Origin of the sequence: Dyadobacter arcticus, assembly GCF_011762185.1 — a bacterium.
Taxonomy (GTDB): domain Bacteria; phylum Bacteroidota; class Bacteroidia; order Cytophagales; family Spirosomataceae; genus Dyadobacter; species Dyadobacter arcticus.
Map to the genome: position 1 here is coordinate 900808 of NZ_JAASQJ010000001.1, position 25949 is coordinate 926756.

23 protein-coding genes are annotated in these 25949 nt (G+C 43.8%); 18 read left to right on the forward strand and 5 right to left on the reverse strand.

Annotated features, from left to right (window positions below; translation table 11 throughout):
• Window positions 1-125 precede the first annotated feature (125 nt).
• On the forward strand, window positions 126-1289 hold the full coding sequence (locus FHS68_RS03870) for a PepSY-associated TM helix domain-containing protein (protein ID WP_167267375.1): 1164 nt from the start codon (window positions 126-128) through the stop codon (window positions 1287-1289).
• Between the two features lie 2 nt (window positions 1290-1291).
• Here the strand turns inward: FHS68_RS03870 and FHS68_RS03875 are convergent, their stop codons facing one another.
• Entirely contained in the window at window positions 1292-1822 is a 531-nt protein-coding gene (locus tag FHS68_RS03875) for a glycoside hydrolase family 16 protein (RefSeq protein WP_167267377.1), read from the reverse strand.
• A gap of 213 nt (window positions 1823-2035) precedes the next feature.
• Between FHS68_RS03875 and FHS68_RS03880 the strand changes: the two genes are divergently transcribed.
• The 7 genes from FHS68_RS03880 (at window position 2036) to FHS68_RS03910 (ending at window position 8695) form a co-directional block, all read left to right on the forward strand.
• Window positions 2036-3037, forward strand: coding sequence for a bile acid:sodium symporter family protein (locus tag FHS68_RS03880; protein ID WP_167267379.1), 1002 nt, complete (start codon window positions 2036-2038; stop codon window positions 3035-3037).
• Between the two features lie 14 nt (window positions 3038-3051).
• The gene (locus FHS68_RS03885) at window positions 3052-3675 is read left to right on the forward strand and encodes a DUF4230 domain-containing protein (protein ID WP_167267380.1); all 624 of its coding nucleotides are present in this window, start codon (window positions 3052-3054) and stop codon (window positions 3673-3675) included.
• 25 nt (window positions 3676-3700) lie between these two features.
• The gene (locus FHS68_RS03890; protein ID WP_167267382.1) at window positions 3701-5077 is read left to right on the forward strand and encodes a glutamine synthetase family protein; all 1377 of its coding nucleotides are present in this window, start codon (window positions 3701-3703) and stop codon (window positions 5075-5077) included.
• A gap of 43 nt (window positions 5078-5120) precedes the next feature.
• Entirely contained in the window at window positions 5121-5894 is a 774-nt protein-coding gene (locus FHS68_RS03895) for a glucose 1-dehydrogenase (RefSeq protein WP_167267384.1), read from the forward strand.
• Window positions 5895-6019: 125 nt separating this feature from the next.
• Window positions 6020-7411 (forward strand): aldehyde dehydrogenase family protein, encoded by a 1392-nt coding sequence (locus tag FHS68_RS03900; RefSeq protein WP_167267386.1) that lies wholly within the window; start codon window positions 6020-6022, stop codon window positions 7409-7411.
• 6 nt (window positions 7412-7417) lie between these two features.
• Entirely contained in the window at window positions 7418-8128 is a 711-nt protein-coding gene (locus FHS68_RS03905) for a glutamine amidotransferase-related protein (RefSeq protein ID WP_167267388.1), read from the forward strand.
• A gap of 48 nt (window positions 8129-8176) precedes the next feature.
• Window positions 8177-8695 (forward strand): phosphoribosyltransferase family protein, encoded by a 519-nt coding sequence (locus FHS68_RS03910; protein WP_167267390.1) that lies wholly within the window; start codon window positions 8177-8179, stop codon window positions 8693-8695.
• Between the two features lie 30 nt (window positions 8696-8725).
• Here the strand turns inward: FHS68_RS03910 and FHS68_RS03915 are convergent, their stop codons facing one another.
• From FHS68_RS03915 to FHS68_RS03925, 3 genes are all read right to left on the reverse strand, one after another.
• Window positions 8726-10933 (reverse strand): alpha-galactosidase, encoded by a 2208-nt coding sequence (locus tag FHS68_RS03915; RefSeq protein WP_167267392.1) that lies wholly within the window; start codon window positions 10931-10933, stop codon window positions 8726-8728.
• A 112-nt stretch (window positions 10934-11045) separates the two neighbouring features.
• Window positions 11046-12992, reverse strand: a complete 1947-nt coding sequence (locus FHS68_RS03920) for a KUP/HAK/KT family potassium transporter (RefSeq protein ID WP_167267394.1) — start codon at window positions 12990-12992, stop codon at window positions 11046-11048.
• Between the two features lie 86 nt (window positions 12993-13078).
• The gene (locus FHS68_RS03925; protein ID WP_167267396.1) at window positions 13079-14431 is read right to left on the reverse strand and encodes an Nramp family divalent metal transporter; all 1353 of its coding nucleotides are present in this window, start codon (window positions 14429-14431) and stop codon (window positions 13079-13081) included.
• Between the two features lie 152 nt (window positions 14432-14583).
• On the opposite strand from FHS68_RS03925, the gene FHS68_RS03930 reads away from it, so the two are divergent.
• From FHS68_RS03930 to FHS68_RS03970, 9 genes are all read left to right on the forward strand, one after another.
• Window positions 14584-15246: a metal-dependent transcriptional regulator gene (locus tag FHS68_RS03930; protein WP_167267398.1), complete on the forward strand. Its 663-nt coding sequence runs from the start codon at window positions 14584-14586 to the stop codon at window positions 15244-15246.
• A gap of 13 nt (window positions 15247-15259) precedes the next feature.
• Window positions 15260-16342, forward strand: coding sequence for an LptF/LptG family permease (locus FHS68_RS03935; protein ID WP_167267400.1), 1083 nt, complete (start codon window positions 15260-15262; stop codon window positions 16340-16342).
• 3 nt (window positions 16343-16345) lie between these two features.
• On the forward strand, window positions 16346-17275 hold the full coding sequence (locus FHS68_RS03940) for a DMT family transporter (protein WP_167267402.1): 930 nt from the start codon (window positions 16346-16348) through the stop codon (window positions 17273-17275).
• Between the two features lie 94 nt (window positions 17276-17369).
• Window positions 17370-18320, forward strand: a complete 951-nt coding sequence (locus FHS68_RS03945; protein ID WP_167267404.1) for a glycosyltransferase family 2 protein — start codon at window positions 17370-17372, stop codon at window positions 18318-18320.
• Window positions 18313-19746, forward strand: a complete 1434-nt coding sequence (locus FHS68_RS03950) for a DUF6056 family protein (protein WP_167267406.1) — start codon at window positions 18313-18315, stop codon at window positions 19744-19746. The genes FHS68_RS03945 and FHS68_RS03950 overlap by 8 nt, the downstream gene beginning before the upstream one ends.
• A gap of 22 nt (window positions 19747-19768) precedes the next feature.
• Window positions 19769-21451: a hypothetical protein gene (locus tag FHS68_RS03955; protein WP_167267408.1), complete on the forward strand. Its 1683-nt coding sequence runs from the start codon at window positions 19769-19771 to the stop codon at window positions 21449-21451.
• Between the two features lie 66 nt (window positions 21452-21517).
• Complete coding sequence (locus tag FHS68_RS03960) at window positions 21518-22462, forward strand: glycosyltransferase family 2 protein (protein WP_167267410.1); 945 nt, start codon at window positions 21518-21520, stop codon at window positions 22460-22462.
• A gap of 4 nt (window positions 22463-22466) precedes the next feature.
• Window positions 22467-23927: an MBOAT family O-acyltransferase gene (locus FHS68_RS03965; RefSeq protein WP_167267412.1), complete on the forward strand. Its 1461-nt coding sequence runs from the start codon at window positions 22467-22469 to the stop codon at window positions 23925-23927.
• A 90-nt stretch (window positions 23928-24017) separates the two neighbouring features.
• Entirely contained in the window at window positions 24018-24398 is a 381-nt protein-coding gene (locus tag FHS68_RS03970) for a co-chaperone GroES (protein WP_167267414.1), read from the forward strand.
• A gap of 117 nt (window positions 24399-24515) precedes the next feature.
• On the opposite strand, the gene FHS68_RS03975 is transcribed toward FHS68_RS03970, so the two are convergent.
• Window positions 24516-24707 (reverse strand): cold-shock protein, encoded by a 192-nt coding sequence (locus FHS68_RS03975; RefSeq protein ID WP_167267416.1) that lies wholly within the window; start codon window positions 24705-24707, stop codon window positions 24516-24518.
• Between the two features lie 112 nt (window positions 24708-24819).
• On the opposite strand from FHS68_RS03975, the gene FHS68_RS03980 reads away from it, so the two are divergent.
• Window positions 24820-25794, forward strand: a complete 975-nt coding sequence (locus tag FHS68_RS03980; protein WP_167267418.1) for a YheT family hydrolase — start codon at window positions 24820-24822, stop codon at window positions 25792-25794.
• Window positions 25795-25949: the final 155 nt, after the last annotated feature.

Consider the following 25949-nt stretch of genomic DNA (forward strand, 5'->3'; position numbering starts at 1 on the left):
TTTCACTTTTCCTATTATTTAAATCAAAAAAGGTGTATTTCTTGCATTTCATGGCATTCAAATGCCTGATAATCCTATCTTCGTAGTTGGAATAAGTCTAAATAAGAATCAAGCACTGAACGCGGATGAAAAAACTGGTTGGCAAAATTCATCTTTACCTGGGCCTGGCTTCGGGAATAATTGTGTTTGTGATTTCAATTACCGGCTGCATCCTGGCATTTGAGCAGGAGATAAAGGCAATTACCCAGCCTTATATGTTTTATGAGCAGCCCCAGCAGGGGACGATCCTGCCACCTTCCACATTAGCAGCCATTGCCGAAAAGGAATTGCCGGGCAAAAAGGCAAAGGGTATGCTTTATGACGTCCCGGGCAAAAATGCGCAGGTTGGGTTCTATAATCTCAATCCTGAATATTACTATGTTGTTTACCTCAATCCCTACGATGGCAAGGTGGCCAAAGTTTGGGACGAAAACGGCGATTTTTTCCATTTCATCCTTCACGGACATTACTATCTGTGGCTACCCGAGACCATCGGTCAGGTAGTGGTAGCTTCCGCTACACTCGTATTTTTTGTGATGATGATCAGCGGACTGGTATTATGGTGGCCGAAAAACAAATCTGCGGCAAAACAAAGATTTTCTATCAAATGGAATGCGCAGTGGAGACGTAAAAACTATGATTTACATAATGTGATGGGCTTTTACGCGATGTCGATCGGGATTATTCTTGCGTTAACAGGACTTGTCTGGGGCTTTCAATGGTTTTCGCAGGGGTTGTATACTTTGACGGGCGGCGAAGGTTCTGCTGTATATTACAACCCAGCTTCCGATACAACGGTTGTTGCCAATTCCAAGCCTATGCAGGCGGTTGACCACGCCTGGCACACTTTGCAAAGAGAATATCCGCAATATGCAAGCCTCAATATCTCCTTTCCACACTTGCGGTCAGAATCAATATACTCCTACGTGAATTTCAGGGAAGGGACTTACTACCAGGTGGATTACAATTATTTTGATCAGCATACATTAAAAAAAATAAAGGCGACAGGCCCATATAGCGGGAAATATAGTGAAGCCAATTTCGCCCAAAAACTGCGCAGGATGAATTATGACATTCACACAGGGGCAATTCTAGGGCTGCCAGGAAAAATGTTAATGTTTTTTGCCAGCCTGATATGCGCGAGTTTGCCTGTTACAGGAACCATTATCTGGTGGGGACGCAGAAAGAAATCTTCCAAGAAGACCAGAAAGAGCCTTAAAAGTATGAAACCGGATTTGATCGGCCGTTGAAATTATTCCTTCTGAAATACCTTTACATAGTCAATTTCAAACCGGGCAGGAAATTCGGTTTGCGACGGGTCGCCACCGTTGTCACCTGCGATAGCGAGCGTCAGAAGCATATAATGTGGCTGATTGAAAGGCGCGGTATCCTTATTTTTGAGATTCATTTTTGGATCTATTTCCTGTGAAGCCAGCAAGGTATCATCTACATATAGCTTCACAGATTTTTCATCCCAGTCCATTCGCCAGACATGGAATTTCTTTGACCATTCGGGATCATTGAACTTAGCCAAAGGAGTTTTAACCGAATTCCAGACCGGCTTATATTCCTCATTCGAGCCCCATGCAAGATTAGCGAGCAACATTCCCCGATAAAATTCCATGATGTCGATCTCGCCGCTATCCGGCCATTTTCCGATGGTCTTTGGCGGCCCATCCGTGTTAAATTCATCCGACCAGAACAGTTTCCACTGAGCCTGGGAAGTGCTGATTTGATTCATTAGTAAAACAGAGAGTAGTAACGTCCTAAAAGACAGTGACATTTGGTAGTTATTTAAATCAAAAATGTGCCGAACGGTGCAAATTGAAAAGTCTACTCACAATCTATTCTACCTGACAGATAGAACCGGGGTTCTAACGTATCATTTTAAATAAGCCTGCCGAATTTTATTTAACATTCTTTTCGCCTTTTTTTGCGCCACACACTTTTAAGCTGATGGCTATTAGCGGTTAGCTGTTAGCCAAAATTCGGGGATATGAGCAAAATATTTGAGACTGCAAGGAAGGCTGGATTGGACGGATTTATGCTGGCATTACTTAGTATGATCGTTCTTGCCTGGCTTTGGCCTTATCCGGGAATGAAGGAAAGTCCTTTGCACCTTTCGGAGATTTCAAGTTATGCGGTTTCCATCATTTTCTTTTTTTACGGACTTCGGCTCAGCCCTGAGAAGTTACGCGCTGGACTGGTCAATTGGAAACTACATTTGATGGTACACTTGTCTACATTTGTATTGTTTCCTTTGGTTGCGCTGGCGTTCAGGCCGTTATTCAAGACGGAGGAAAGTCAGACCATCTGGCTGGCCATATTTTTCCTGACAGCGCTCCCTTCAACGGTATCTTCCTCAGTTGTAATGGTTTCCATTGCGCGCGGCAACATACCAGCTGCCATTTTTAACGCCAGTATTTCAAGTCTGATCGGCGTTTTGATTACGCCGCTGTGGATGGGGGTGGTGATGGACGCCGGCCCGGAGCATTTCAATTTACTTTCGGTAGTCGGAAAATTGGCTTTGCAAGTGTTATTACCAGTATTCGCGGGTATTTTTCTTAACAAAAGATGGGGACACTTTGCGGAGCATAATAAGAAGTACATTCGCTATTTTGATCAATCTTCGATCCTCCTGATTGTTTACACATCCTTTTGCGAATCATTTGGGGAGCATTTGTTTAATTCGCTCGGAATAAAAGAAATTGTATTTTTAGGATTGGGAATGTTCGCGTTGTTCTTTGCCATTTATTTTCTGCTCACTTTCATTGGAAATCTGTTGAAATTTAGTCGGGAGGACGAGATTACGGCAGTTTTTTGTGGTTCAAAAAAATCGTTGGTGCAGGGTGCTGTGATGTCAAAAGTGCTTTTCAGCGGTGCGCAAGCTGGGTTTATGCTACTGCCGATTATGCTTTATCATTCCTTGCAGCTTATTGCGGCCAGTATTATCGCCCAGCGTATGTCCAGGGAAATTAATACAGCCGAAAAAATTTAATCTGATGTTGACTTATGCGATGGATATCTTGGTTGGTGCGGTTGCTGGTGCTGATACTCTTATTGTCAGGAATCCAATCGCTGTGGGGGAACCTTCGTTCCGATACCTGGTTCCCGGAATGGCTGGGAGGAAAGGATAAAACGGAGACCGTACATGCGCTGGTTTTGGAAGAAATCACAGCAATGGGGAAGCTGGAATTGGTTAAGTACAATTTTAAGGATGTAGTCGAGCAGGAAATTGTGAAAGTGTGGCTGCCAAATGCCAAAGCCATTCTGATCGTCCAGGGAGAAGCCATTGGGTGCGTTGACCTGACACAAATCGAAATTGCAGACATTACCTCAGACGACGAGACATTGGTTGTGAATATGCCCGAGCCTGAGCTTTGTGTTTTTAAGGTAGATCACAGTAAATCAAAAGTTTATAATACCGAATACGCCTTCGCCGAAGAAGGCAAGCTGGTTCAGGAAGCATACAAGCAAGCCGAAAAGCAAATCCAGAAATCAGCCCTGGATATGGGGATATTGGATCAGACGCAGGAAAATGCGAGTAAAATATTGACACCTTTATTGGAAAAAGCATCCGGGAAAAAAGTTTTGCTAAAATTTCCAATGAATGTAAAAATTGACAAGTTGCGCTAAGTAATTGCTAACCTTTCCCTTTTCGATGAACAAAAAAGGATTTCTGACACAGGAGGAACTTGAAGACAAGATTGGAGAAGGGTTGATTGAAACCGTGGTAGTCGGCTTTACAGATCATTATGGGCGGTTAATGGGAAAACGGGTCGACGCGGAGTATTTTCTGGAATCGGTTTTGACATCGGGGACACACGGCTGTAATTATCTGCTAACTACCAACATGGCCATGGATCCGGTACCCGGATATCAATATGCTAATTGGGAATTGGGTTATGGCGATTTCCATCTTGTGCCGGACCTAAACACATTACGTGTCGCTGATTGGCTGGAAAAAACAGCCCTCGTTATTTGTGACGTTCATAATGAAAAATCACATCTGTTGGAATCCATTGCGCCCAGATCTATCCTTAAAAAGCAGCTAAGCGCATTGGAAGCGGATCATATGCAATGTTTCGCGGCATCGGAACTGGAATATTATCTGCTTGAAAACAGCTATAAACAAGCTTTTCAGCAAAATTACCAGAACCTTACGCCCGCCGGATATTACCTTGAAGATTACCACATCATGCAGGGTACCCGCAATGAAAAATACACCTCCGTTGTCCGCAGGCATCTCAAAAATTCAGGTATTCAGGTAGAAACTTCCAAAGGCGAGTGGGGCCTCGGACAGCACGAATTGAATGTGAAATATTCGGATGTGTTGTCTATGTCTGATAACCACGTAGTGTATAAGCAATGCATGAAAGAGGTCGCGGATGCGATGGGCGTTTCGGTTACGTTCATGGCGAAATTCGCTTCGGACCAGGCAGGTTCCAGCAGCCATATCCATATGAGTTTGTGGAAAGATGGTGAAAATGCTTTCGCAGGCGATCAGGAATTTGGTCCGGTTAAAGGTTCCGACCTATTCCGGTGGTTTTTGGGTGGCTGGATCAAACATGTTCCGGATGTCATGCCATTGTACGCTCCAACGATCAATTCCTATAAACGTTTTGTGGATGGCTCATGGGCCCCAACGCGCCTGGCTTGGAGCTATGATAACCGCACCGCAGGATTTCGCGTAGTCGGAAGTGGCGCCGGTCTCCGGATCGAATGCAGGATCCCGGGCGCAGATTGTAATCCATACCTGGCTTTTGCCGCGTCGCTTGCATCGGGATTGGATGGAATTAAAAATAAAATTGAGCCGCCGGAATGTTTTGTGGGAGATATTTACGCGGCAGCGCATTTACCCAGAGTGCCGTACACATTAGCGGAAGCAGTCACATTATTCGAAGGCAGTGAATTTGCCAAAAATACATTCGGATCGGAAGTCGTGAAACATTACACCCATTTTTTCAAAACCGAACAAAGGGCGTATGATACCTCGGTGACGGATTGGGAAAGGAAGCGTTATTTCGAGCAGATATAGGTCAAGACAACTCAATTACTATAATCCGTTAACAATCAAATCAATGCGTTTAGAAAATAAAGTTGCCCTCATAACAGGTGGTAGCGGCGGAATTGGTCGTGAAACTGCTATTTTGTTTTCAAAAGAAGGAGCCAAGATCGTGGTTACCGATGTGAATGATGTTGCAGGACAGGAAACCGCAGACGAAATAGTCAAAAATGGAGGAGAGGCATTCTTTCTGCATTCAGATGTTTCAAAAGCAGCTGATTGTGAAGCGGCAGTGGCTTTCACTGAGGAAAAATTTGGCAAGCTTAATATCATTTTCAACAATGCGGGGATCATGCATAGCGATGACGATAATGCTATGACAACCGAGGAGGCGATCTGGGACCTGACGATGAATATCAATGCCAAGGGCGTTTTCCTGGGCTGTAAGTTTGGGATACCTGCATTACAAAGAGCTGGCGGCGGGTCCATCATTAATACGGCCTCATTTGTTGCCATTCTTGGCGCTGCTACCCCGCAAGTCGCATATACGGCCAGCAAAGGAGCCGTTCTGGCACTAACCCGTGAGCTTGCGATTATCCATGCACGTGAGAACATCCGGGTGAACGCCTTATGTCCGGGACCATTGCGCACAGAATTGCTAATGAAATTTTTGAATACAGAAGAGAAGAAACAAAGGCGGCTGGTCCACATTCCAATGGGACGTTTTGGAGAAGCAAAAGAAATGGCCTACGCCGCTCTTTTCCTGGCCTCCGACGAATCATCCTTCGTAACCGGCACCGACTTTTTAGTCGACGGCGGAATCACCTCGGCATATGTAACTCCGATTTAAAAATAGGGTGGAAAGGGAAGAAGGGGAGAAGGGAGGAAGGGGATGAGGGAAAAGGGCAAATATTTACTTTTTTTCATTCCCCTTCCTCCCTCTCTTCCCTTTCCCCTTTTCTCCCTTCGAAAAAAATGTCAACTCAAAAAACAATAAGCCCGATTGATGGCTCTGTGTATGTGGAGCGTGAATTAGCAGATGCGAATGCTGTCGAAAAAGCATTAAATGATGCGATTGCTGCTCAAAAGGCGTGGCGGAAAACGACTATTGAGGAGCGCGAGACAATTTGCCGCAAGGCTGTCGAATATTTCCTGAACAATGCGGATGAGATTGGGCTGGAACTAACCTGGCAAATGGGTCGTCCAATTCGTTACACTGCGAATGAGATCAGAAAGGGGTTTCAGGAGCGCGCTAATTATATGATTTCAGTTGCAGGAAAGGCGCTTGCGGATGTGGAGGTAGATGAAATCTCCGGCTTCAAAAGATTTATCCGTCGCGATCCGTTGGGTGTGGTGTTCGTGGTCGCTCCCTGGAATTATCCCTACTTAACGTCTGTCAATTCGGTCATTCCGGCGATTATGGCTGGTAATGCTGTGATTTTGAAACATGCGCAGCAGACGCCGCTTTGTGCAGAAAGATATGCTGCTGCATTTGAATATGCAGGTTTACCCAACGGCGTTTTTCAGTATCTGCACCTCAGGCACGATCAGGTAGCGCAGGTAATTGGCGATGAACGGATTGATTATGTGGCATTTACAGGTTCCGTTGAAGGCGGACATGCGGTTCAAAAAGCCATTAATGAGCGGTTTATCATTGGTGGGTTGGAATTGGGGGGAAAAGACCCCGCCTACGTCCGTGCAGACGCCAATCTGGCCGAAGCAGTTGAAAATCTGGTAGATGGTTCGTTTTTTAATTCTGGCCAGTCTTGCTGCGGTATTGAGCGGATTTATGTTCATAAGGACATATATGACCAGTTTATAAAAGATTTCGCTGAACTGACAAAAACCTACACATTGGGCGATCCACTGAACGCTGAGACGACATTGGGGCCAATGGTGCGGACATCCGCAGCTGCATTTGCGCAAAAGCAGATTGATGACGCGATAGCGCAGGGTGCTACCGCGTTGATTGATACTAATTTATTCCCTTCGCACAAAACTGGAACTCCATATCTTGCCCCCCAGGTTTTAATTAATGTCAATCATTTGATGGAAGTAATGTCCGAGGAAACATTCGCTCCGGTAGTCGGCATAATGCCGGTAAGCAGCGACGAAGAGGCGATCCGGTTGATGAATGATAGCCAATACGGTCTGACAGCATCAATCTGGACCAATGATATCGATGCTGCCATTGCAATCGGAGAGCAGGTTGAAACTGGTACTTGGTTTATGAACCGCTGTGATTATCTCGATCCAGCCTTAGCCTGGACGGGCGTGAAAAATTCGGGTAGGGGTTGTACACTTTCGACGGTGGGTTATGAAGCATTAACCCGGCCGAAATCTTTTCATTTGAAAATTAACTCCTAGCTATTTATGAAAGTTGGATTGCTCGAATGCGACCATGTTAGAGAGGAATTGCTGCATATTGATGGGGACTACCGACAAATGTTTCCATCCCTATTCACAAGTGTTGCCATGGATTGGCATTTTACTTTCTACGATGTTTGCAATGGTCATTTTCCTTCTTCGGCGGACGAATGTGAAGTTTATATCTGCACAGGTTCAAGGTTTTCAGTTTATGACAACGAGGACTGGATTATTCGCTTGAAGCAATTTGTAAAAGAAATTTATCAATCCGGAAAAGTATACCTGGGCGTTTGTTTCGGTCATCAGATGCTGGCGGAAGCCTTGGGAGGTAAGGTTGAGAAATCCCCGAAAGGCTGGTGCGTGGGTGTGCATACTTTTGATATGATGGAAAATGAGGATTGGATGAACCCTTCGATGCCATCATTAAATTTGCTGATGATGTGCCAGGATCAGATAATCAAGCTGCCGCCGAATAGTACAGTACTGGCAACTGAGCCCGATTGTCCTGTCGCCATGTTCCGAATTGGAACAAATATGCTGGGGGTGCAAGCGCATCCCGAGTTTTCCAAAACATATGATAAGGCGTTGATGGAGTTAAGAGTGGAGCGGATCGGCCAGCAAAAAGTGGATGAGGGCATTGCAAGTCTCGAGTTACCGGTATACGAAAACATCATGGCGGAATGGATGAAGAACTTTGCCCAGTTGATGAAGAAGTGATTTGTATTCTTAATTTTACTACTCCTTGTTAAACAAATTAACACCCCAATGAGTGACAGCAACATTGCTTCCAGTCGACAAATCCTCAGTTCACACCAGACTGGCCAGAAGATACGCAGGATTGCTTTTGAGATATACGAACATAATTTCGAAGAAACCGGGATCATTATTGCCGGTATTGCGGGAGAAGGATATGCTTTTGCAAAAAGGCTTAGTACTGAATTGCTTGCGATTTCTCCACTGGACGTTCAGGTTGTAGAGCTGCGATTTGATAAACACATCCATTTTCAATGCCCTATCATTTTTGACAGGGAAATTAATGTTGAAAACAAGGTTGTTATTGTGGCCGACGATGTGCTGAACACCGGACGGACGCTTGCTTTTGCATTGGAGCCTTTTCTGAAAGTCACGATGAAGAAAGTCCAGGTAGCGGTGGTCGTAGACCGCGGCCATCACCTCTTTCCGATTCATGCGGACTATGTAGGTTACTCATTGAGCACCACGCTTACGGAACATGTTGAAGTAATCCTAAGTAACGCGGATGAGGAGGGGGTTTATCTCAGGTAAAACCAAACAAGCATAATATCTCCCATTGCATTAATGTGCATCGGAAATCTCTACAATCACACTAGCCCTTCTTGCGCTCACTGCGGGATTAAAGCCAACAGTCATCAGGAATTCGCCTGAATAAACCTGGTCCTCTTTAATGCTGGTTTTAGTTTCCGGATACAAATTCAGCTCTTTCACCTTGTATTTTTTGGCAGGATCCAGGCCTTGTAATCTGAATGGCGTGTCCGAACCTGCTCCATTGCGATTTCCCGTCATATAGGAGAAAAGGATGGCCCTATCCTTATTTTTAGTGGAAAATAGGAGCGATGCGAAATCATTTTCTTTCGGATCTACTAGCCGGTAAAGATCTCCGTGCCAGACCACATCTTTAATCGCATCATAGGTAGCAACCGCCTGCTGACTGAATTGGAGGTCCTTTTCATTCAAGTGGCTTACCACAATGTCGTAACCAAGCTTCCCCATCATCGCCACGTCAGTCCTGAACTTTAATGGCTGCTTGCCCCAATCGGTAACATGTGCGCTGTGGGTGATGGCTGGATAGAAATAGGAATATTCCCATTGCATGAAAATGCGTTCGAGGGGATCCGTGTTATCGCTGGGCCAGAACTCGGTGAAGTATTTTAACGCTTCGTAATCCACACGACCGCCGCCTCCGGAGCATAGCATCATGGGCACTTTTGGATATTTGGCCCGCAGCTTTTCCAGAACTTTATACAAGCCTTTCACATAATCTAAATAAAGCTGCGATTGCTTTTGTTTGCTTTTTTCGAGATATGCAGAATATGCATTGAATGTGATCGCATTGCAGTCCCATTTGATGTAAGCGATTTCGGGATTTTCCGTAAAAAGCTTGTCCAGAATTCCATAAACAAAGTTTTGGACTTCGGGATTGGAAAGATCCAGCGGCAACTGGTTCCGCATATAATGCTCCGGCCTTTGCGGCTGCTTGATCACCCAATCCGGATGCTTCTCGTATAATTCACTTTTTGGATTTACCATTTCTGGCTCCACCCAAATCCCGAATTTAATACCAGCAGCCTTCGCCTCTTTCACCAGATAACCAATGCCGTTTGGCAGTTTTTTTACATTTTCCTTCCAGTCACCTAGTCCTGCGCGGTCATTGTTTCTTGGATATTTATTGGCAAACCAGCCATCGTCCAACAGGAACAGATCTACCCCTAGCTTCTTGCCATCTTTAAATAATCCCGAAAGTTTTTCTTCATTAAAATCAAAATAAGTGGCTTCCCAGTTATTCAGCAATGTAAGCCGCGAACCTTCACCGTCCAGGATTCGGTACTTGCGGGCCCAGTTATGCAGGTTGCGACTGGCTTCTCCCTTTCCATTTTCGGAAAATGTATAAATGAATGAAGGTGTCTTGAATTCCTGATTGGAGGCCAATGGATACTCGGAAGCATAATTGTTGATCCCCGCGATAAGACGTAGATTATGATAAGAATCCACTTCAAAATCCATCCTGAAATTCCCCGACCAGGCTAACGTGCCCAGCAAAACTTTGCCTTCTGTTTCAGTGGCGGGTTTGTCAAAGGAGAGCATAAAACTCGGTGGCTGGAAGAGATTTGCCCTGGTGCCAAGTTTGGAGTCCAGCACTCGGATCCCGGCGGTAAGTTGTTCCTGCTCCGGGTTCATTTCTTTGGCCCAGGTACCATTGTAATGGGTAAGGAAATAATCCTTTGCAATGAAATAGAGATTGGCACTTGCGTATTTTTCAAGCATTATCCCGGCTTTCTCAGCGCTTTTAATGACGCTCCATTGCTCCGTTACGTTTTCTTTAAAGTATGTTTTGTAATTCAAAGTCACTTCAACCGCATAAACAGGATCTTTGAGGACAATGCTGGTGAGGGAAACATGATCGTTTTCCTTTGCGGTTTTGTGGCTTACATAAATGAGATCCAGCGACTTGTTTCCATCGTGATGCGTAATCTGCAATGCGGGTTCTGAAACATTCCACGAACCTGCCGGCGTGTAGGCAGAGTTATAAATGCCCGCATTCCCATCCCGCTGCCTGCTCTGGGAAGCAATCAGTTGATATTCAGACTGAGACCCGAGTTTCTTGCCAAAATAGGTAATGCCCAAATGTCCCTCCTTATCTGCTTGCAGGATGAGTGCATTGTCCTTCGTTTCTATTGGAATGATCACAGCATTTTGGGCAAAAAGAAAATCATTTGAAAATATTAGTACGGCAAGAAGAAAGGAAATGCGAAACGCTGATTTCATTGGACAGAGCTAATTAACGTAAGTTTTGGAAATGGAAAAGGATCAAAAACAGCTAATGTTACTTAGTATTCCTGATCCTTTTTAATCGTAATATTTAAATTGCCGCTGATACCTAGGTGAAAACCCGACGCAGCTTAATATTCTCAACCGGGCGGATGATCAATGGTACTTTTTCGACTTTGACGGAACTACTGTCCAGACCAAACCATTTATCTTCTGGCGTAGTGAAATCTTTTACGAAAAAGTAAGTTTTCATAACCAGCTGCTCTATGAGTGGCAGGTCATTTTCAAAAGAAAGGAACCGTTCCAAAACCACAAAACGGAAGTCGCCGGTGATATTTTGCTTACTAAGTGACTCATAGCGGCTGGTAATGTCCACTTCCTTATTCAAGACCATATCCTCCACCACTTTTCTGAAAAACATATTGATCCGCTGGTCCACCCTGAAACCCAGGCGAAAGTTGATTTTAATTACATTATCGTCATTATCATCGTCCGACAACACCTTGTATTCCATCGTGTACGGATCGTCGGTAATGTCCACATGGACAAACCAATATACATCCGCACGTTTGGGACGCTTCTGGAAAATGGAGTATATAACTTTTGTTTCAATTTCGGAAGCCCGCGAAGCATTGGTCATAAAAACCAGGTGCGTCGTGTATTTTGGGATACTGATATCCCGGCTCAATTCGTGCAATGCAGGAAGGTATTTTTCGAGTTTGGTATATTCCGTCAGCCTAAGTTTGATGTAAAATGCTTTGAGCCAGACCGTCATTAATCCTGCCATTAATGAGCCTATCACCATAGTAACCCAGCCTCCATGCGTAAATTTCAGAAGATTGGCCCCGAGAAACAAACCCTCTATGAACAGGTAAAGCAGCATGAAGACAATCACAATCCATAAATTGACCCTTTTGACATAGAGATAATATGAAAACAAAATCGTGGTCATGATCATGGTTAGCGTAATAGCCAGCCCATAAGCCGCTTCCATATTAGAAGATTTGCCAAAATAAAGAACGACGGCCGAACATCCCATCCATAAAAGCCAATTGACGCTGGGGACGTATAACTGCCCTTTCTGGTCGCTAGGGTAAACCAGCCGCACTTTTGGCCAGAAGTTCAATCGGATTGCCTCGGAAATTAAAGTAAATGAGCCACTTATCACTGCCTGGCTGGCAATAATGGCAGCTAAGGTCGCAATGACAATTCCGGGTAGAAGCCACCATTCCGGCATAATTTCGTAAAATGGTTTACGCGCAGACAGCAGGTTTCCCATTTCTGTGATCAGCCAGGCACCCTGCCCAAAATAGTTAAGCAGTAAACATGTTTTGACAAAAACCCAGCTGACACGAATATTCTCCCGGCCACAATGGCCAAGGTCAGAATATAAAGCTTCGGCACCCGTCGTACACAGGAAGACCGCACCCAATATCCAGAATCCACCAGGGTGTTTGGTAATCAGGTCATAGCCATACATGGGATTAATCGCTTTCAGGATTTCCGGATGTTCCATGATCTGATATAAACCAAGAACGCCCAACATGACGAACCAGGTTACCATAAGCGGCCCAAAGGCCCGGCCTACCACTTTAGTACCGAAAGCCTGAATGATAAAGATGAGCGTGAGGATACCTAGGACAATGGGAATCGTCTGAATGTTCGGGTAAAGGAGCTGTAAACCTTCAACCGCGGAGGATACAGAAATCGGTGGGGTGATGATTACGTCCGCCAAAAGGGTACTGCCCCCTATGATCGCAGGAACGGTAAGCCATTTGGCGTGCTTTCTCACGAGCGCATAAAGAGCAAAAATCCCACCCTCGCCGCGGTTGTCAGCCCTGAGGATCAGGATTACGTATTTAACTGTGGTTTGAAGCGTGAGCGTCCAGAAAATGCAGGATATGGACCCGTAGATAATTTCCTCTGTAATCCTTTCATTCAGGATAATCGCCTGCATTACATACAGGGGGGACGTACCGATATCCCCATATATTATACCAAAAGCAACCAGGACCCCAGCGGCTGTTACCTTATCAATTTTATGCTTCGATTCCATTCACCCTTTTAAAAAACGGCGAAAGTTAGGAAACCGCTTGCAAAGTAGCGCCGGTCGCAGGAAAATTTAATTTGGATAAGTGGCGTCTAACCTGTAAAAGTGTTGAAAAGCAGATATCCGTTGAGGCTGATGATGGTTAGGGTAATGATCCAGCTCAATGCAGTTACCCATTTTGTATTGGCAAAGCTACCCATGATTTTGCTATTTGAAGTAAACAGTACCAATGGGACCACCGCGAAGCTTAGCTGCAAAGAGAGAATTACCTGGCTGAAAACCAGTAGATCAGCAGTGCCTTTTTCTCCATAAAGAGAGGATACGATCAGCGCAGGAATAATCGCAATGCTCCGTGTGATCAAACGCCGCAGCCAGGGTTTCAGGCGGATGTTGAGAAAACCTTCCATGACGATCTGGCCGGCCAATGTGCCTGTGAGCGTCGAACTCTGGCCGGATGCCAGTAAAGCCAGCGCGAAGAAAACCCCTGCAAAACTTACTCCTAATACCGGATCCAATAAATGATAAGCATCGGTAATGTCGGCGATTTCGAAATGCCCGTTGGCATGAAAAGCGGTAGCTGCTAATATTAATATGGACGCATTAATAAAAAAAGCCAAGGCCAGCGAAAAAGTGGAGTCGATCGTGGCAAACTTGATGGCTGATTTTTTCCCTTCATTATCGCGTTTGAAGGCCCTTGTCTGAACGATACTGGAATGTAGGTACAGGTTATGCGGCATCACAGTCGCGCCTAAAATCCCGATGGCAATGTAAAGCATGCCTGGATTGGTAATGATTTCGGTTTTTGGGAGTAATCCGCCTATCATTCCAGAAACAGACGGCTGCGAAACGATCATTTCGTAAATAAAGCTGAGCAAAATGATGCCCATCAGCCCGGCGACAATGCTTTCAATTATACGGAAACCTTTTTGTTGAAAATATAGGACGATCAGTACATCAAAAGCAGTAAACAAAACGCCAATAGGCAGTGGTATACCAAATAATAGATTAAGTGCGATGGCCGAGCCAATCACTTCTGCGAGATCAGTTGCAGCAATGGCGATTTCCGAAAGTACCCAAAGAACAAAAGATACCGGCCTGGAATAGTAATCGCGGCAGGCTTGCGCCAGGTCCCTGCCAGATGCAATGCCCAGTTTCAGCGAAAGGTGCTGGAGTAACATGGCGAAAAGATTCGATATCAGAATTACTGAAAGCAATGTATAGCCGAAACGGGAGCCACCTTCGATATCCGTTGCCCAGTTGCCTGGGTCAATATAACCCACCGAAACCATGAGCCCGGGGCCGGCAAATGCCATTAATTTTTTCCAAAAACCTGCGCCTTCAGGGACTGAAATGGAGGAATGAACTTCGGAAAGTGAAGCGAGACGATCAGTTTGATCTGGGATTTTTTTATCAGATGACCCTTTTAATTTTAACCCTTCCAACATTGTAATATGATTCGAAATAAACAATTTTACCTACTGAAATCAAAGATAAGGAAATTCTTAAATAAATTTTAGACTCGCCTAAATTTTATTATTACCGTTTTCAAATTGTACTTTTGCTTCTGTTCAGATATCATGCCAACGCTGCTCCATAAATGCAGAATTCCTTCACAGAAGAAAATTATCTCAAAATAATTCATTCCCTGTCCGGCCGTGACGGAGCGGAAGTAAGTACCAATGCACTGGCAGAGGGCACCGCTACACGTGCAGCCTCTGTTACTGATATGCTGCGGAAGTTGGCAGATAAGGGTTTGATTAACTATAAAAAATACCAGGGGGTAACATTAACTGAGCTTGGCGAAAAAGTAGCGATTAAAGTAATTCGCAAACACAGGTTATGGGAAGTGTTTTTGGTTGAAAAGCTGGGTTTTGGCTGGGATGAAGTACACGACATTGCGGAAGAATTGGAACATATCCCATCTGAAATTCTGGTTGAAAAGCTGGATACCTTCCTGGGACATCCCCGTTTCGACCCGCATGGTGACCCGATCCCGGATGCAAAAGGCAATCTTACGGAGCCTGACTACTTGGTACTGACAGATGTTCAGCTCGGCGAAAAGGTTAGAATGATGGGTGTTTTGGATCACGCGCCTTCATTTTTGCAGCATCTCGATCGATCCGGGATTACGCTGGGGTCGCTGATCGAGGTGGTAGAAATTAATGAATATGACAAATCCGCTTCTGTACAAATAAATGGCGGGCAGACGTTGTTTATCAGTCTCGAGGTATCTAAAAATTTATTAGTACAGCGTAGATGAGATAAAACCAGCTATGAGACTTAAAATACTCGATCGTTATCTGATCAAAAATTTCCTCATTACTTACGTCTTCGTTGCTTTTGTGATTGTGCTGATTATCTGCATGATTGATTACACTGAAAAAGTGGATGACTTTTTGGATAAAAAAGCACCGATCAACGAAATCCTCATTGACTATTACCTTAATCTGATTCCTTATTGGATCAATTACATCAGTCCGCTGATGGTTTTCATCGCTACCGTATTTTTCACATCACGAATTGCTGCGCGTACAGAAATCATTGCCATCCTGAGCAGCGGGATCAGTTTTGGGAGGATGCTGCTTCCTTATATGGTAGGAGCTGCAATTCTGGGAGCGGTCACTTTTGTGCAGGTAGGGTGGGTTTTGCCAAAGGCCAATAAAATCAGAAACAACTTCGAAAAAACGTATGTCAAGCAGGAGTTCTACTTCAGCGGGCATAATGTGCACATTACCATTGCACCCAATGTGTACGCCTACCTTGAAAGCTATAACACCACTTCCAAAACGGGCAATAAGTTTACGATGGAAACGATTAAGGGAACGCGGCTTCTGCAAAAATTTTATGCGGACAAAATCATTTGGAAACCTGCAAAAGGCAAATGGACTTTACAAAATTACCAGATCCGGACGTTGGATAGCCTGGGCGAAAGGTTGAGCCACGGTGCCGAAATTGACACGACCATTAATTTATCCCCCAAAGATTTTGAAAGCGACTACAATCTTTTTGAAACCTTTACCCTGCCGGAACTCAACGCATACATTGACCTGCTGAAAAGTCGTGGCGCGGACGGGCTGGAAGTTTATCTGATCGAGAAATATATCCGTTTTACACAACCTTTTGCGATTTTGATCTTAACAGCCATCGGAGTGATCGTTTCGGCGCGGAAAAGCAGGAGAGGTGTGGGCTGGCAGATTGCGCTGGGATTTATGCTCGCATTCATTTACATCCTCTTTTTTCTTTTATCAAAAGGCGTCGCAGAAGCCGGAACAATTAACACATTATTTGCGGTTTGGCTGCCTAACATCGTCTTTTCGCTGATCGGCGTGGTCTTGTATAAAACATTGCCCCGATAAAATATGTTTTCATCCAAAGCACTGCGATCTTACCTGCATTTGCATTTTCTGGTATTAATTTGGGGTTTTACAGCCATCGTAGGGCTCCTCGTTTCCATATCACCGGTTTCATTGGTTTTGTACCGTACCTTATTTGCCGCCATTGGGCTGGGTGCGATCATTGCAGTCAGACAAAAATCTTTCAAAACTAACCCTACCGATCTTTTCAGGATGCTGGTGGTTGGGTTTATCCTTTCCGCACATTGGATGTTATTTTTTGCTTCAGCAAGGGTTTCTACCGCCTCGGTTTGTCTGGCGGGAATGGCTACTACTTCATTATGGACTAGTTTGATTGAACCTATTGTCAACAAAAGAAAGGTGAGACCCTTGGAGGTCGGGCTGGGTATTCTGGCTTTTGCAGGGCTATATGTCGTTTTCCGATTTGAATTTGATCATGCATTAGGGCTGATGCTGGCTTTATTTTCTGCTCTTCTGGCTGCATGCTTTACCGTTGCGAACAGCAGGCTGGTCCAGCGGATCGATGCTTATGTCATTACTTTTTATGAAATGATCGGTGCCACATTCTTTTCCCTTGTTTTTCTGGCCATTTCCAAATGGCAGAATTGGACTGGCACCGCACAGGCAGGCGGGGCTCCATTTATTCCGTCAGGTAATGATTGGATATGGATACTGTTTCTTGCACTGATCTGTACCGTTTATGCCAGTACCATGGCTACACAGCTTATGAAGCAGTTTTCAGCTTACCTTATCAACCTCACAATCAATCTCGAACCTGTTTACGGAATCGCATTGGCATTTTTCTTTCTGGGTGAAAAGGAACGCATGACGGAGGAGTTTTACCTGGGAACATTGCTCATTTTGCTGGCTGTGCTCTTGTATCCGATCTTGGTGAACACTGTTTTGAATGGTAAAAAACCGGAAGTAGCTGATTGAGAGAATTTGGTCATATTGTGCAAAGCCAAAATGTGAGGAGGGCGCATATTAACTTATTACTGCTATTTTTGTCGATTCAATCAACAGGAGGTATATGAATCCAGCACGTTTACTTTTAGTAATACCCTGCTACAATGAAGAAGCAATATTGTATCTGACGTATTCTAAACTAAACATTTACTTCACTGACATCAAACAACTAGGCCTTATTTCAGAAGACAGCCGTATTTGTTTTGTGAATGATGGAAGTCGGGACCGCACCTGGAATATCATTGAAGACCTTTGCGAACAAGACCCGAACGTCATCGGTATTGGCCTTTCCAGAAACTTCGGCCACCAAAGCGCTATCATTGCGGGATTGGAAAAGCATGTTGACCAGTTTGATTGCTTTATCACCATCGATGCCGATTTGCAGGACGATATCAATGCGATCACAGGAATGATTGAAAAACACAGGGAAGGCGCAATGGTAGTTTACGGCGTCCGGAGCGACAGAAGTTCTGATAGCTGGTTTAAGCGCTTTACAGCAGAGAAATTCTATATTTTGATGCAAAAAATGGGCGTACCGGTGGTGTTCAACCATGCCGATTTCAGGTTAATGGATCGCAGGGTTTTGCAGGAATTGGGGAATTTTAGAGAGGTCAATATGTTTCTGAGGGGTATTGTCCCTCTTGTTGGTTTTCGAAATGATAAGGTCTTTTACAACAGATTAGAGCGCGAGGCGGGTGAAACCAAATATCCCCTTAACAAAATGCTGCTTTTCGCATGGAACGGGATCACCTCATTTTCAACCTTTCCAATGCGCCTGGTACTTTACTTCGGTCTTATCAATTTTATTATCGCCATGGCCATCGTGGTTTATATCCTATTTTCTTATCTGGTTGGATTTACCGTTCCCGGCTGGACATCTACTATGCTGCCGCTCACGTTTTTCAGTGGCTCCAACATGATGGCACTGGGCCTGATCGGGGAATACATTGGTAAAATCTATGAAGAAGTAAAAGGACGGCCCCGATACATAATTGAAAAAATTGTCAATGAATAGATTTTATAGAAAATACAGGGCTGTCGGCAACTGGATCAACATATTTCTTATGATCACCGTGCTGCTCCCAATGCTTGCGCTTTCTTATTACAATCATCCATCTCCGGCCGACGATTACTGCTACATTGATACGGTGTTCAGATTTGGGTGGCTCGAAGCGATGAATTATTATTACTCAGGGTGGACAGGCAGGTATTTCGGTATATTTCTGAATCACAGCAACCCGCTGTTGTTCCACTCCATTACTGGATTTAAGGTGCTGCCAGTCTTATTATTGCTTGCAGTCATATTTTCGCTTTACAGTCTATTTCGGCATTTAACGCCCACCTTGTCGCGAATGGCGCATATTGGCTTCGCCGGGGTTGTTTTCTTTTTATATGTATTGAAAATGCCGAGTATGGCGGAAGCATTCTATTGGATGGCTTCATTCGTCACCTTCACCATCCCCAGTATTTTTACCCTGTTCTGGATTGTACTGGTCTTGCGCTGGTACCGGCAAGACACGCAGCCTGCTAAAATCCTGCTGGGTTCGTTATCAGGATTTCTGGTTTTTGCGGTGATCGGAAGCGGTGAAGCTACGCTTTTGACGATCATGTTATTGATCGCTGCCTGGTGGGTTTATCGGCTGATTTATTTCAGAACCGTAGACGGTTTTATGATTGCCATGTTATTGGTATCCCTGGTTTCCTGCTATTTCTATTTCAGTGCACCTGGAAATAGCGCCCGCATTGGCGGCAATCCGCTGGGTGGTAACATACCATTTTCGGTTATTTCATCTTTCAAGAAATTGGCGTACCTGGTATATGACTGGGTTTTCAGGACACCACTAATTTTCTTTTCAGTGGCATGGCTGGTGGTTCTTTCCAGGTTGTCCAATGGTGCCAGAAATTACTTTTCAATACCTGTTTGGTATGCAGTGCTGTTATTTATCGGCATACTGGCCGCTCAATTATTTCCAAACTATTATGGCGTTGGCATTGACCCGTCGCCCCGAATCATAAATTGTGTTTATTTTTTCTTCCTGATTGGCTGGTTTTATGTAATCGGAGTTGTTTTTCATTATTTGAAAAAAAGAAAAATCGATTATTTCCATTTTACGGTGGTGCGTTACGGCGCGTTATATGCCATCCTGGTGGTATCTATCGTGCTCTCATTTTGGAGAAGCCCTAACATCCGGCTGATATTTTCGGACTTATTGAGAGGTAAAGCAGCTGCATTTGATAAGGAAATGTTTGAGCGCTACGCAATGCTTCGTAATTCCAAAGAGGACATCGTATACCTGCCTCTGATTCAATCCAAGCCGTTGTCGATTTTTGTAGATGACGACATCAAGGCTAACCCTAATCACTGGTGGAATAGATGCCTGGCCGGTTATTATGGTAAGAAGGCCATTTATATGAAAAAGACGGAAGGTGAACAGAAATAGCAAGGTTTTACCCATTCTCTTCATGTTCATGCCCATTCTGATCTGGGTATTTGTCATTTTTTATTATTCCGTCAACCTTCCCTGGTACGACGATTTCGATCCCTTTCCTGATTTTCTGCACAAATGGATGATAGATACGGATCTTTCGAATCGGATGCATCTGTTATTTCAGCCTAATAACGAGCATCGCATGGTTGTCGGAAAGCTGGTTACGCTGATTTACTATTGGACTACCGGACAACTTAATTTCACTTTCCTGCATATCGCGGGAGGCATTTTTACGCTGGGGACATTGATTTTATTCTGGCGGGCTTTCGAAAAGAGCAGGTTAAGCTGGTGGTATTTTTTGCCTGTGCCGTTCCTGCTGTTTCAATTGCAATTTCATTTGGCTTTTCTTTGGGCGATATGCGGTTTGCAACATCCGCCGGTAGTGTTTTTTGCTACCCTTTCTATGTTTTTATTAGCAAGAAACCGCTTTGGGTGGGCAGCTTTAGCCGGTGTTTGTGCGACTTATGCCATGAGCAGCGGTATTTTCGTCTGGCCGGCTGGGATTGTTGTACTTTTAATTGGCTCGCATTATAAGCAATTGATAGTCTGGTGTGTGGCCGCAGTTTTTGCGGTTGGCTTCTACTTTTACGGATTGTCCGCACAGGGAAATGAATCCAGTGTGACATTCCTTATCCAAAATCCACATTTGCCCGTGCTCGGCTTTTTTGCTTTTCTGGGAGGTCTGTTCGATTTCTTCCCTGAAAAACCGATTTTGGTAAGATCTGTCCTGCCAGTAATCATGGGATTTCTGGTGATGATATGGGTTGTAATTTGGCTTGTGCGACAAATTATGCCTTGGTTAAAATACACATTAAATTGGCCCAAACAATCTCCAAAGTGGTCTCAGCAGCAATCGGAAGGCTCTTTGGAAGTCAAAACGTTCAGGGTTTTTTTGGTAGGCATTCTTACGTTCTTGCTTGTTGACGCGCTTGTTATCGGTCTTTTAAGAACAAGATTTGGGTTTTTTGTGATGATTGTAAGCAATTACAAAATTTATCCTGCACTTTTTCTAACCATCGCATATCTCGCTTTCATCAGTTCGGCAACCCGGGATAATGTACGCAAACTTGGATTCAGAATATCGGTAGTAACAAGTATATTAATTTGGGGTATCTCCATGTACAGCTACTTGCCGGTTATTTCCGAACGGCAGAAATACTACACTGTCAACGGCTATAACCAGGAATTCAATGGTTATGGATTAGGCCATGTTCCCTATTCTGAAAGCGCTGCTTATGTCGACATCCTGATGAAAGATATGGTCAGGCGAGGTATTTATCGATATCCTCCCATAGGCGAACAACTCGCAAGTATGGCTGCATTGTTACAAACAGACATTTCTGGCTCAAAGGAATTTAGGGTAGAAGACCGTGACTCCGTTTATTATGTCAAAGCCGACAATAGAAGTTTGTCTTATGCAAAAGACAACATTCAATGCGTGTTTGTGAGAAACCAGGAACGGCTTTATCTCTTCAAATTGGAACCTTTCAAATATTCCGGGAGAAATATTTTTCGCCAGTACGACAAAGGTTCTGATGTGTTGATACCCTATTTATCCTTATTGCCGGGGACATATGATCTTGGGGTTATGAATGCATTGGATGGTAAAGTAGAAGGTGGAATTCTCAGGAAAGTCACCGTACCTATGGATAATTGAGTGTTTCTATAATGAACCGAAAGGTGTATTTTTGCCGCCACAGGTACAATCGAAAACCGTAGTATATTGAAAACCCCTCAGATATCAATTGTCGCACCACTTTATAATGAATCCGAGTCGTTTCCTTTATTGGTTCAGCGCATCAATGCTTTAATGGAATCAAGTCCGCTGACGATTGAAGTAGTGCTCGTTGACGATGGCAGCAAAGATGATACCGCACTTAGGATAAGGCAATTAGCATTAACGGACGAACGCTATCATGGTGTATTTTTGTCGAGAAATCATGGCCATCAATTAGCATTAACCGCAGGGATATCTGCCGCCCGGGGCTCGGAAGCATTATTTGTGATCGACGGCGATTTGCAGGATCCTCCCGAGCTATTACCCGAATTTTACAAGCTATTGAAGGATGGAAATGACGTTGTGTACGCGGTTCGTAAAAAGCGCAAAGAGGGGGTCATTAAACGAACGGGTTACCATTTATTTTATCGCATCCTGCGCTCCATATCGTATGTTGAGATACCGTTAGACAGTGGCGATTTCGCATTGATCAGCCGCAGAGTCGTCGATGTTTTAAATAAAATGCCTGAGGAAAGCCGCTATTTGCGGGGAATGCGTTCGTGGATTGGGTTTAAGCAAGTCGGGTTTGAGTATGAACGTGATGCGCGTGTAGCAGGAGAGTCCAAGTATTCTTTCAAGCAATTGTTTAGTCTGGCCTATAACGGCATCTTCAATTTCAGTGAATTTCCGATCAAATTCATGAGCAGAATTGGCGTGGTGGCTATTCTGATTTCTCTGATCTATTTCATTATTGTTGTTGTCAAAAAAATGTTTTTTGCGCAGGTTATCGAAGGTTTTACCTCCCTGCTTTTTGTGATCATATTATTCAGCGGCGTGCAATTGCTGGCTCTTGGAATTATTGGAGAATACGTGCTCCGGATATTTTTCCAATCTAAAAATCGCCCCCTTTTCATCATTAAAGAGGAAATAGTCAACCGCGAGTACATTTGATCTGATGCTTTTCAACTCGATCCAATTCATTATTTTCTTCATCGTTGTCACGCTTGCGTATTTCAGCTTGTCGTGGAAAGGCCGTTGGATACTGCTTCTGGCAACCAGCTGTTACTTTTACATGGTTTTCAAACCGATCTTTATCCTGATCCTGTTTGGAACCATCATTATCGACTATTATGCAGGGCTTTGGATCGAAAAATCACAGGATCAGAAACAGAAAAAGCTGCTTCTGATCGTCAGCCTGATTTCAAACATAGGTATCCTTGCCTTTTTTAAATACTACGATTTTTTTCAGGATTCGGTTAACAGCATTCTGGCAAGCGTACATCTGCATCCGCTTGTACCTCCATTAACCCGACTGATCCCGGGCTTTATTGCTGAATGGATCACGACTGACGTGGGTAAAGTATTATTGCCAATTGGCTTATCATTTCACACATTTCAGGCCATGAGTTACACCATTGAGGTTTATCGTGGCAATCAGAAAGCAGAGGGGCACTTCGGTATCTACGCATTGTATGTAATGTTTTACCCCCAATTGGTGGCTGGCCCGATCGAACGTCCGCAGAATATGCTTCACCAGTTTCATTCTTATTTCAAGTATGACTTTGAACAGGTGAAGCAGGGTTTAATGCAAATGGCATTCGGTTTTTTTAAGAAAATGGTCATTGCGGACAGGCTTTCTATGATGGTGGATTATGCATATGATCCCGCAGCAGACCACAATGGTTTAACATTGCTGACCGCTACCGTTTTTTATTCCTTTCAGATTTATTGCGACTTTTCCGGCTACTCCGACATTGCTATCGGGGCCGCACGGGTGATGGGTTTTACATTAATGGACAATTTTCGCTCACCTTATGAAGCCCGATCGATCCCGGAATTTTGGGGAAGATGGCATATATCGCTATCAACGTGGTTTAGGGACTATCTGTACATTCCGTTGGGTGGTAACCGAAAAGGGGAGCTCATGAAATACCGTAACCAATTGATTGTGTTTATGGTAAGCGGATTATGGCATGGAACAAGCTGGAGTTTTGTCATCTGGGGCGGGCTTCATGGTCTTTATCAGATCTCAGCAGCGCTCAAAGATAAATGGTTGAAAAAAGCGAACGTTTCTATTCCTGATAATGTCCTTTTCAGAACGATTAATTTATTGATAACCTTCACGTTAGTTACACTTGCCTGGGTATTTTTTCGCAATTCCATCAGCCGTTCCGTTGTCATTCTAAGAGGTATTGCAAACCTTTCCTTTTCAGATCAGATCCTGACCCCATTCAATGCTATTGAGATGGGGTTTTGTGTTTTTCTGATTTTTTTTCTTTTGATTAAGGAACATTATTACGAGAAAATACCAACCCATAACACAACATTGTTCTTCATTTTGTTTCCAATAACTGCTTTCCTAACCTATTTCCTGGGTGTAATGACCGAAAATCAGTTTATCTACTTTCAATTTTAGGGGTAGTATGGTGCATATTTGCACTTTATTTTTGTTACCAGAATTTAGGAACAACTCACGTTCTTTTATCAGATTAAGTTTTCAATAAAAATGTACGAAGTAACATCTGACAACCGGTTAAAAAGTCTAATTGTCGTTGGTGACCGGGTTTTAATCCGTCCCAAAAGCCCAAACGATCGTACGAATAGCGGTCTATACCTTCCTCCAACAGTTACAGAAAGAGAACAGGTACAAAGTGGTTATGTAATTAAGGTTGGGCCTGGATATCCCATTCCGGTGGCTGTGGAAGAGGAGCCCTGGAAAGAAACGGAAGAAAAAGTGAAATACATGCCGCTGCAATCCAAAGAAGGCGATCTCGCCATTTACCTGCAACGCAACGCCATTGACCTTGAATATGATGGGCAGCAATATGTGATCGTTCCGCAGGCATCTATTCTAATGTTGGAACGCTCCGAAGATCTTTATGATTGAGTAATCAAATCTGGAATCTTACAAGGCTTATGAAAAAATGCAGAAGCAAAATAAACGGCACAAAAAAAGCATCCTGCTTGGGCAGGATGCTTTCGAAATGTCTTCTTATGACTAAACTTAGATAACGCGAACGTTAACTGCATTCAGACCTTTTCTTCCATTTTCTACGTCGTAAGTCACTTTGTCATTTTCACGAATGTCGTCTTGAAGACCTGAAACGTGAACGAAAATGTCTTTTTCACCACTTGCTGGTTGAATGAATCCAAACCCTTTGGAATCATTGAAAAACTTAACTGTACCTTCTGCCATTATAATTGATCTTATATTTTTTAAAAATCAAATGTATGTAGAAAAAAGATAAAAACAAGATTAAAATTACTTCCCTTAGCCTTATTCTTAATAATTTCTAAAAATCACGGGCATGCCCATTATCCACACTGAAGCCCTTATTTCGCCTAAATGGTTGCCAAATGGGCATTTTCAAAGCATTTATCCTGCTCTTTTCCGAAGGGTCAATGGTATTAAATATTACCGCGAAAAAATTGAAACTTCTGATGACGATTTTCTGGATTTGGACTGGTCTTACGCAAAATCCACTCCTTCGGAAACTCTGATTATCCTGTCGCACGGGTTAGAAGGCAACAGTACCAGGCAGTATATTTTGGGAATGGTTAGCGTAATGAATCAGGCTGGAAACGATTGCCTTGCCTGGAACTTCCGAGGGTGCGGAGGAGAAATGAACAGCACTGCCCGGTTTTATCATAGCGGGGCGACGGACGATCTTGAACTAGTGATTCAGCATGCTCTGACCAAAGGATATCTGCAAATTCAATTGATTGGATTCAGCCTGGGCGGAAACCTTACATTAAAATATCTGGGTGAAACAGATCGTGAAATTGACACAAGAATAACCAAAGCAATGGTATTTAGCGTACCTATGGACCTAAAAGCATGCAGTCTTGCCATTATCCTACCTAAGAATAGTGTTTATATGCACCGGTTTTTAAGGTCCCTTCATCCAAAAGTAAGATCAAAGTCTGCCATCTTCCCCGATATCATCAAAATGGCTGATAAGGGAGTCGTTCGAACACTCTACGATTTTGACCATCACTACACTGCGCCTATTCATGGGTTCCAAAGTGCTGACGATTATTACGAACAATGCAGCTCCATGCATTTTGTTGAGAATATATCCATTCCAACTCTGATTATCCACGCGAAGAATGACCCAATCGTTCCGGTTGAAAGTCTGCCGCTTGAGATTATTCGTAATCACGAGGACGTTAGTCTTGTTATCACCCCTGACGGTGGACATTGCGGATTTCGGCCAGCTACGTTAATTGACGGTTGTTATTGGTCTGAAAGAAGAGCATTGGAGTTTTTGAGCGACAATTAAATCAATCCAAAGATTATTTTGTTAGCGTCATATCTGAAACAGATTTGTAATTTTGCACCAAAATTGGATTGGCGTAATCCGATTGTTTAACCTCAAATACACCTGGACCTACGACACTTAATCACATTTACCCGATTATTATTCAGTTACTTTCA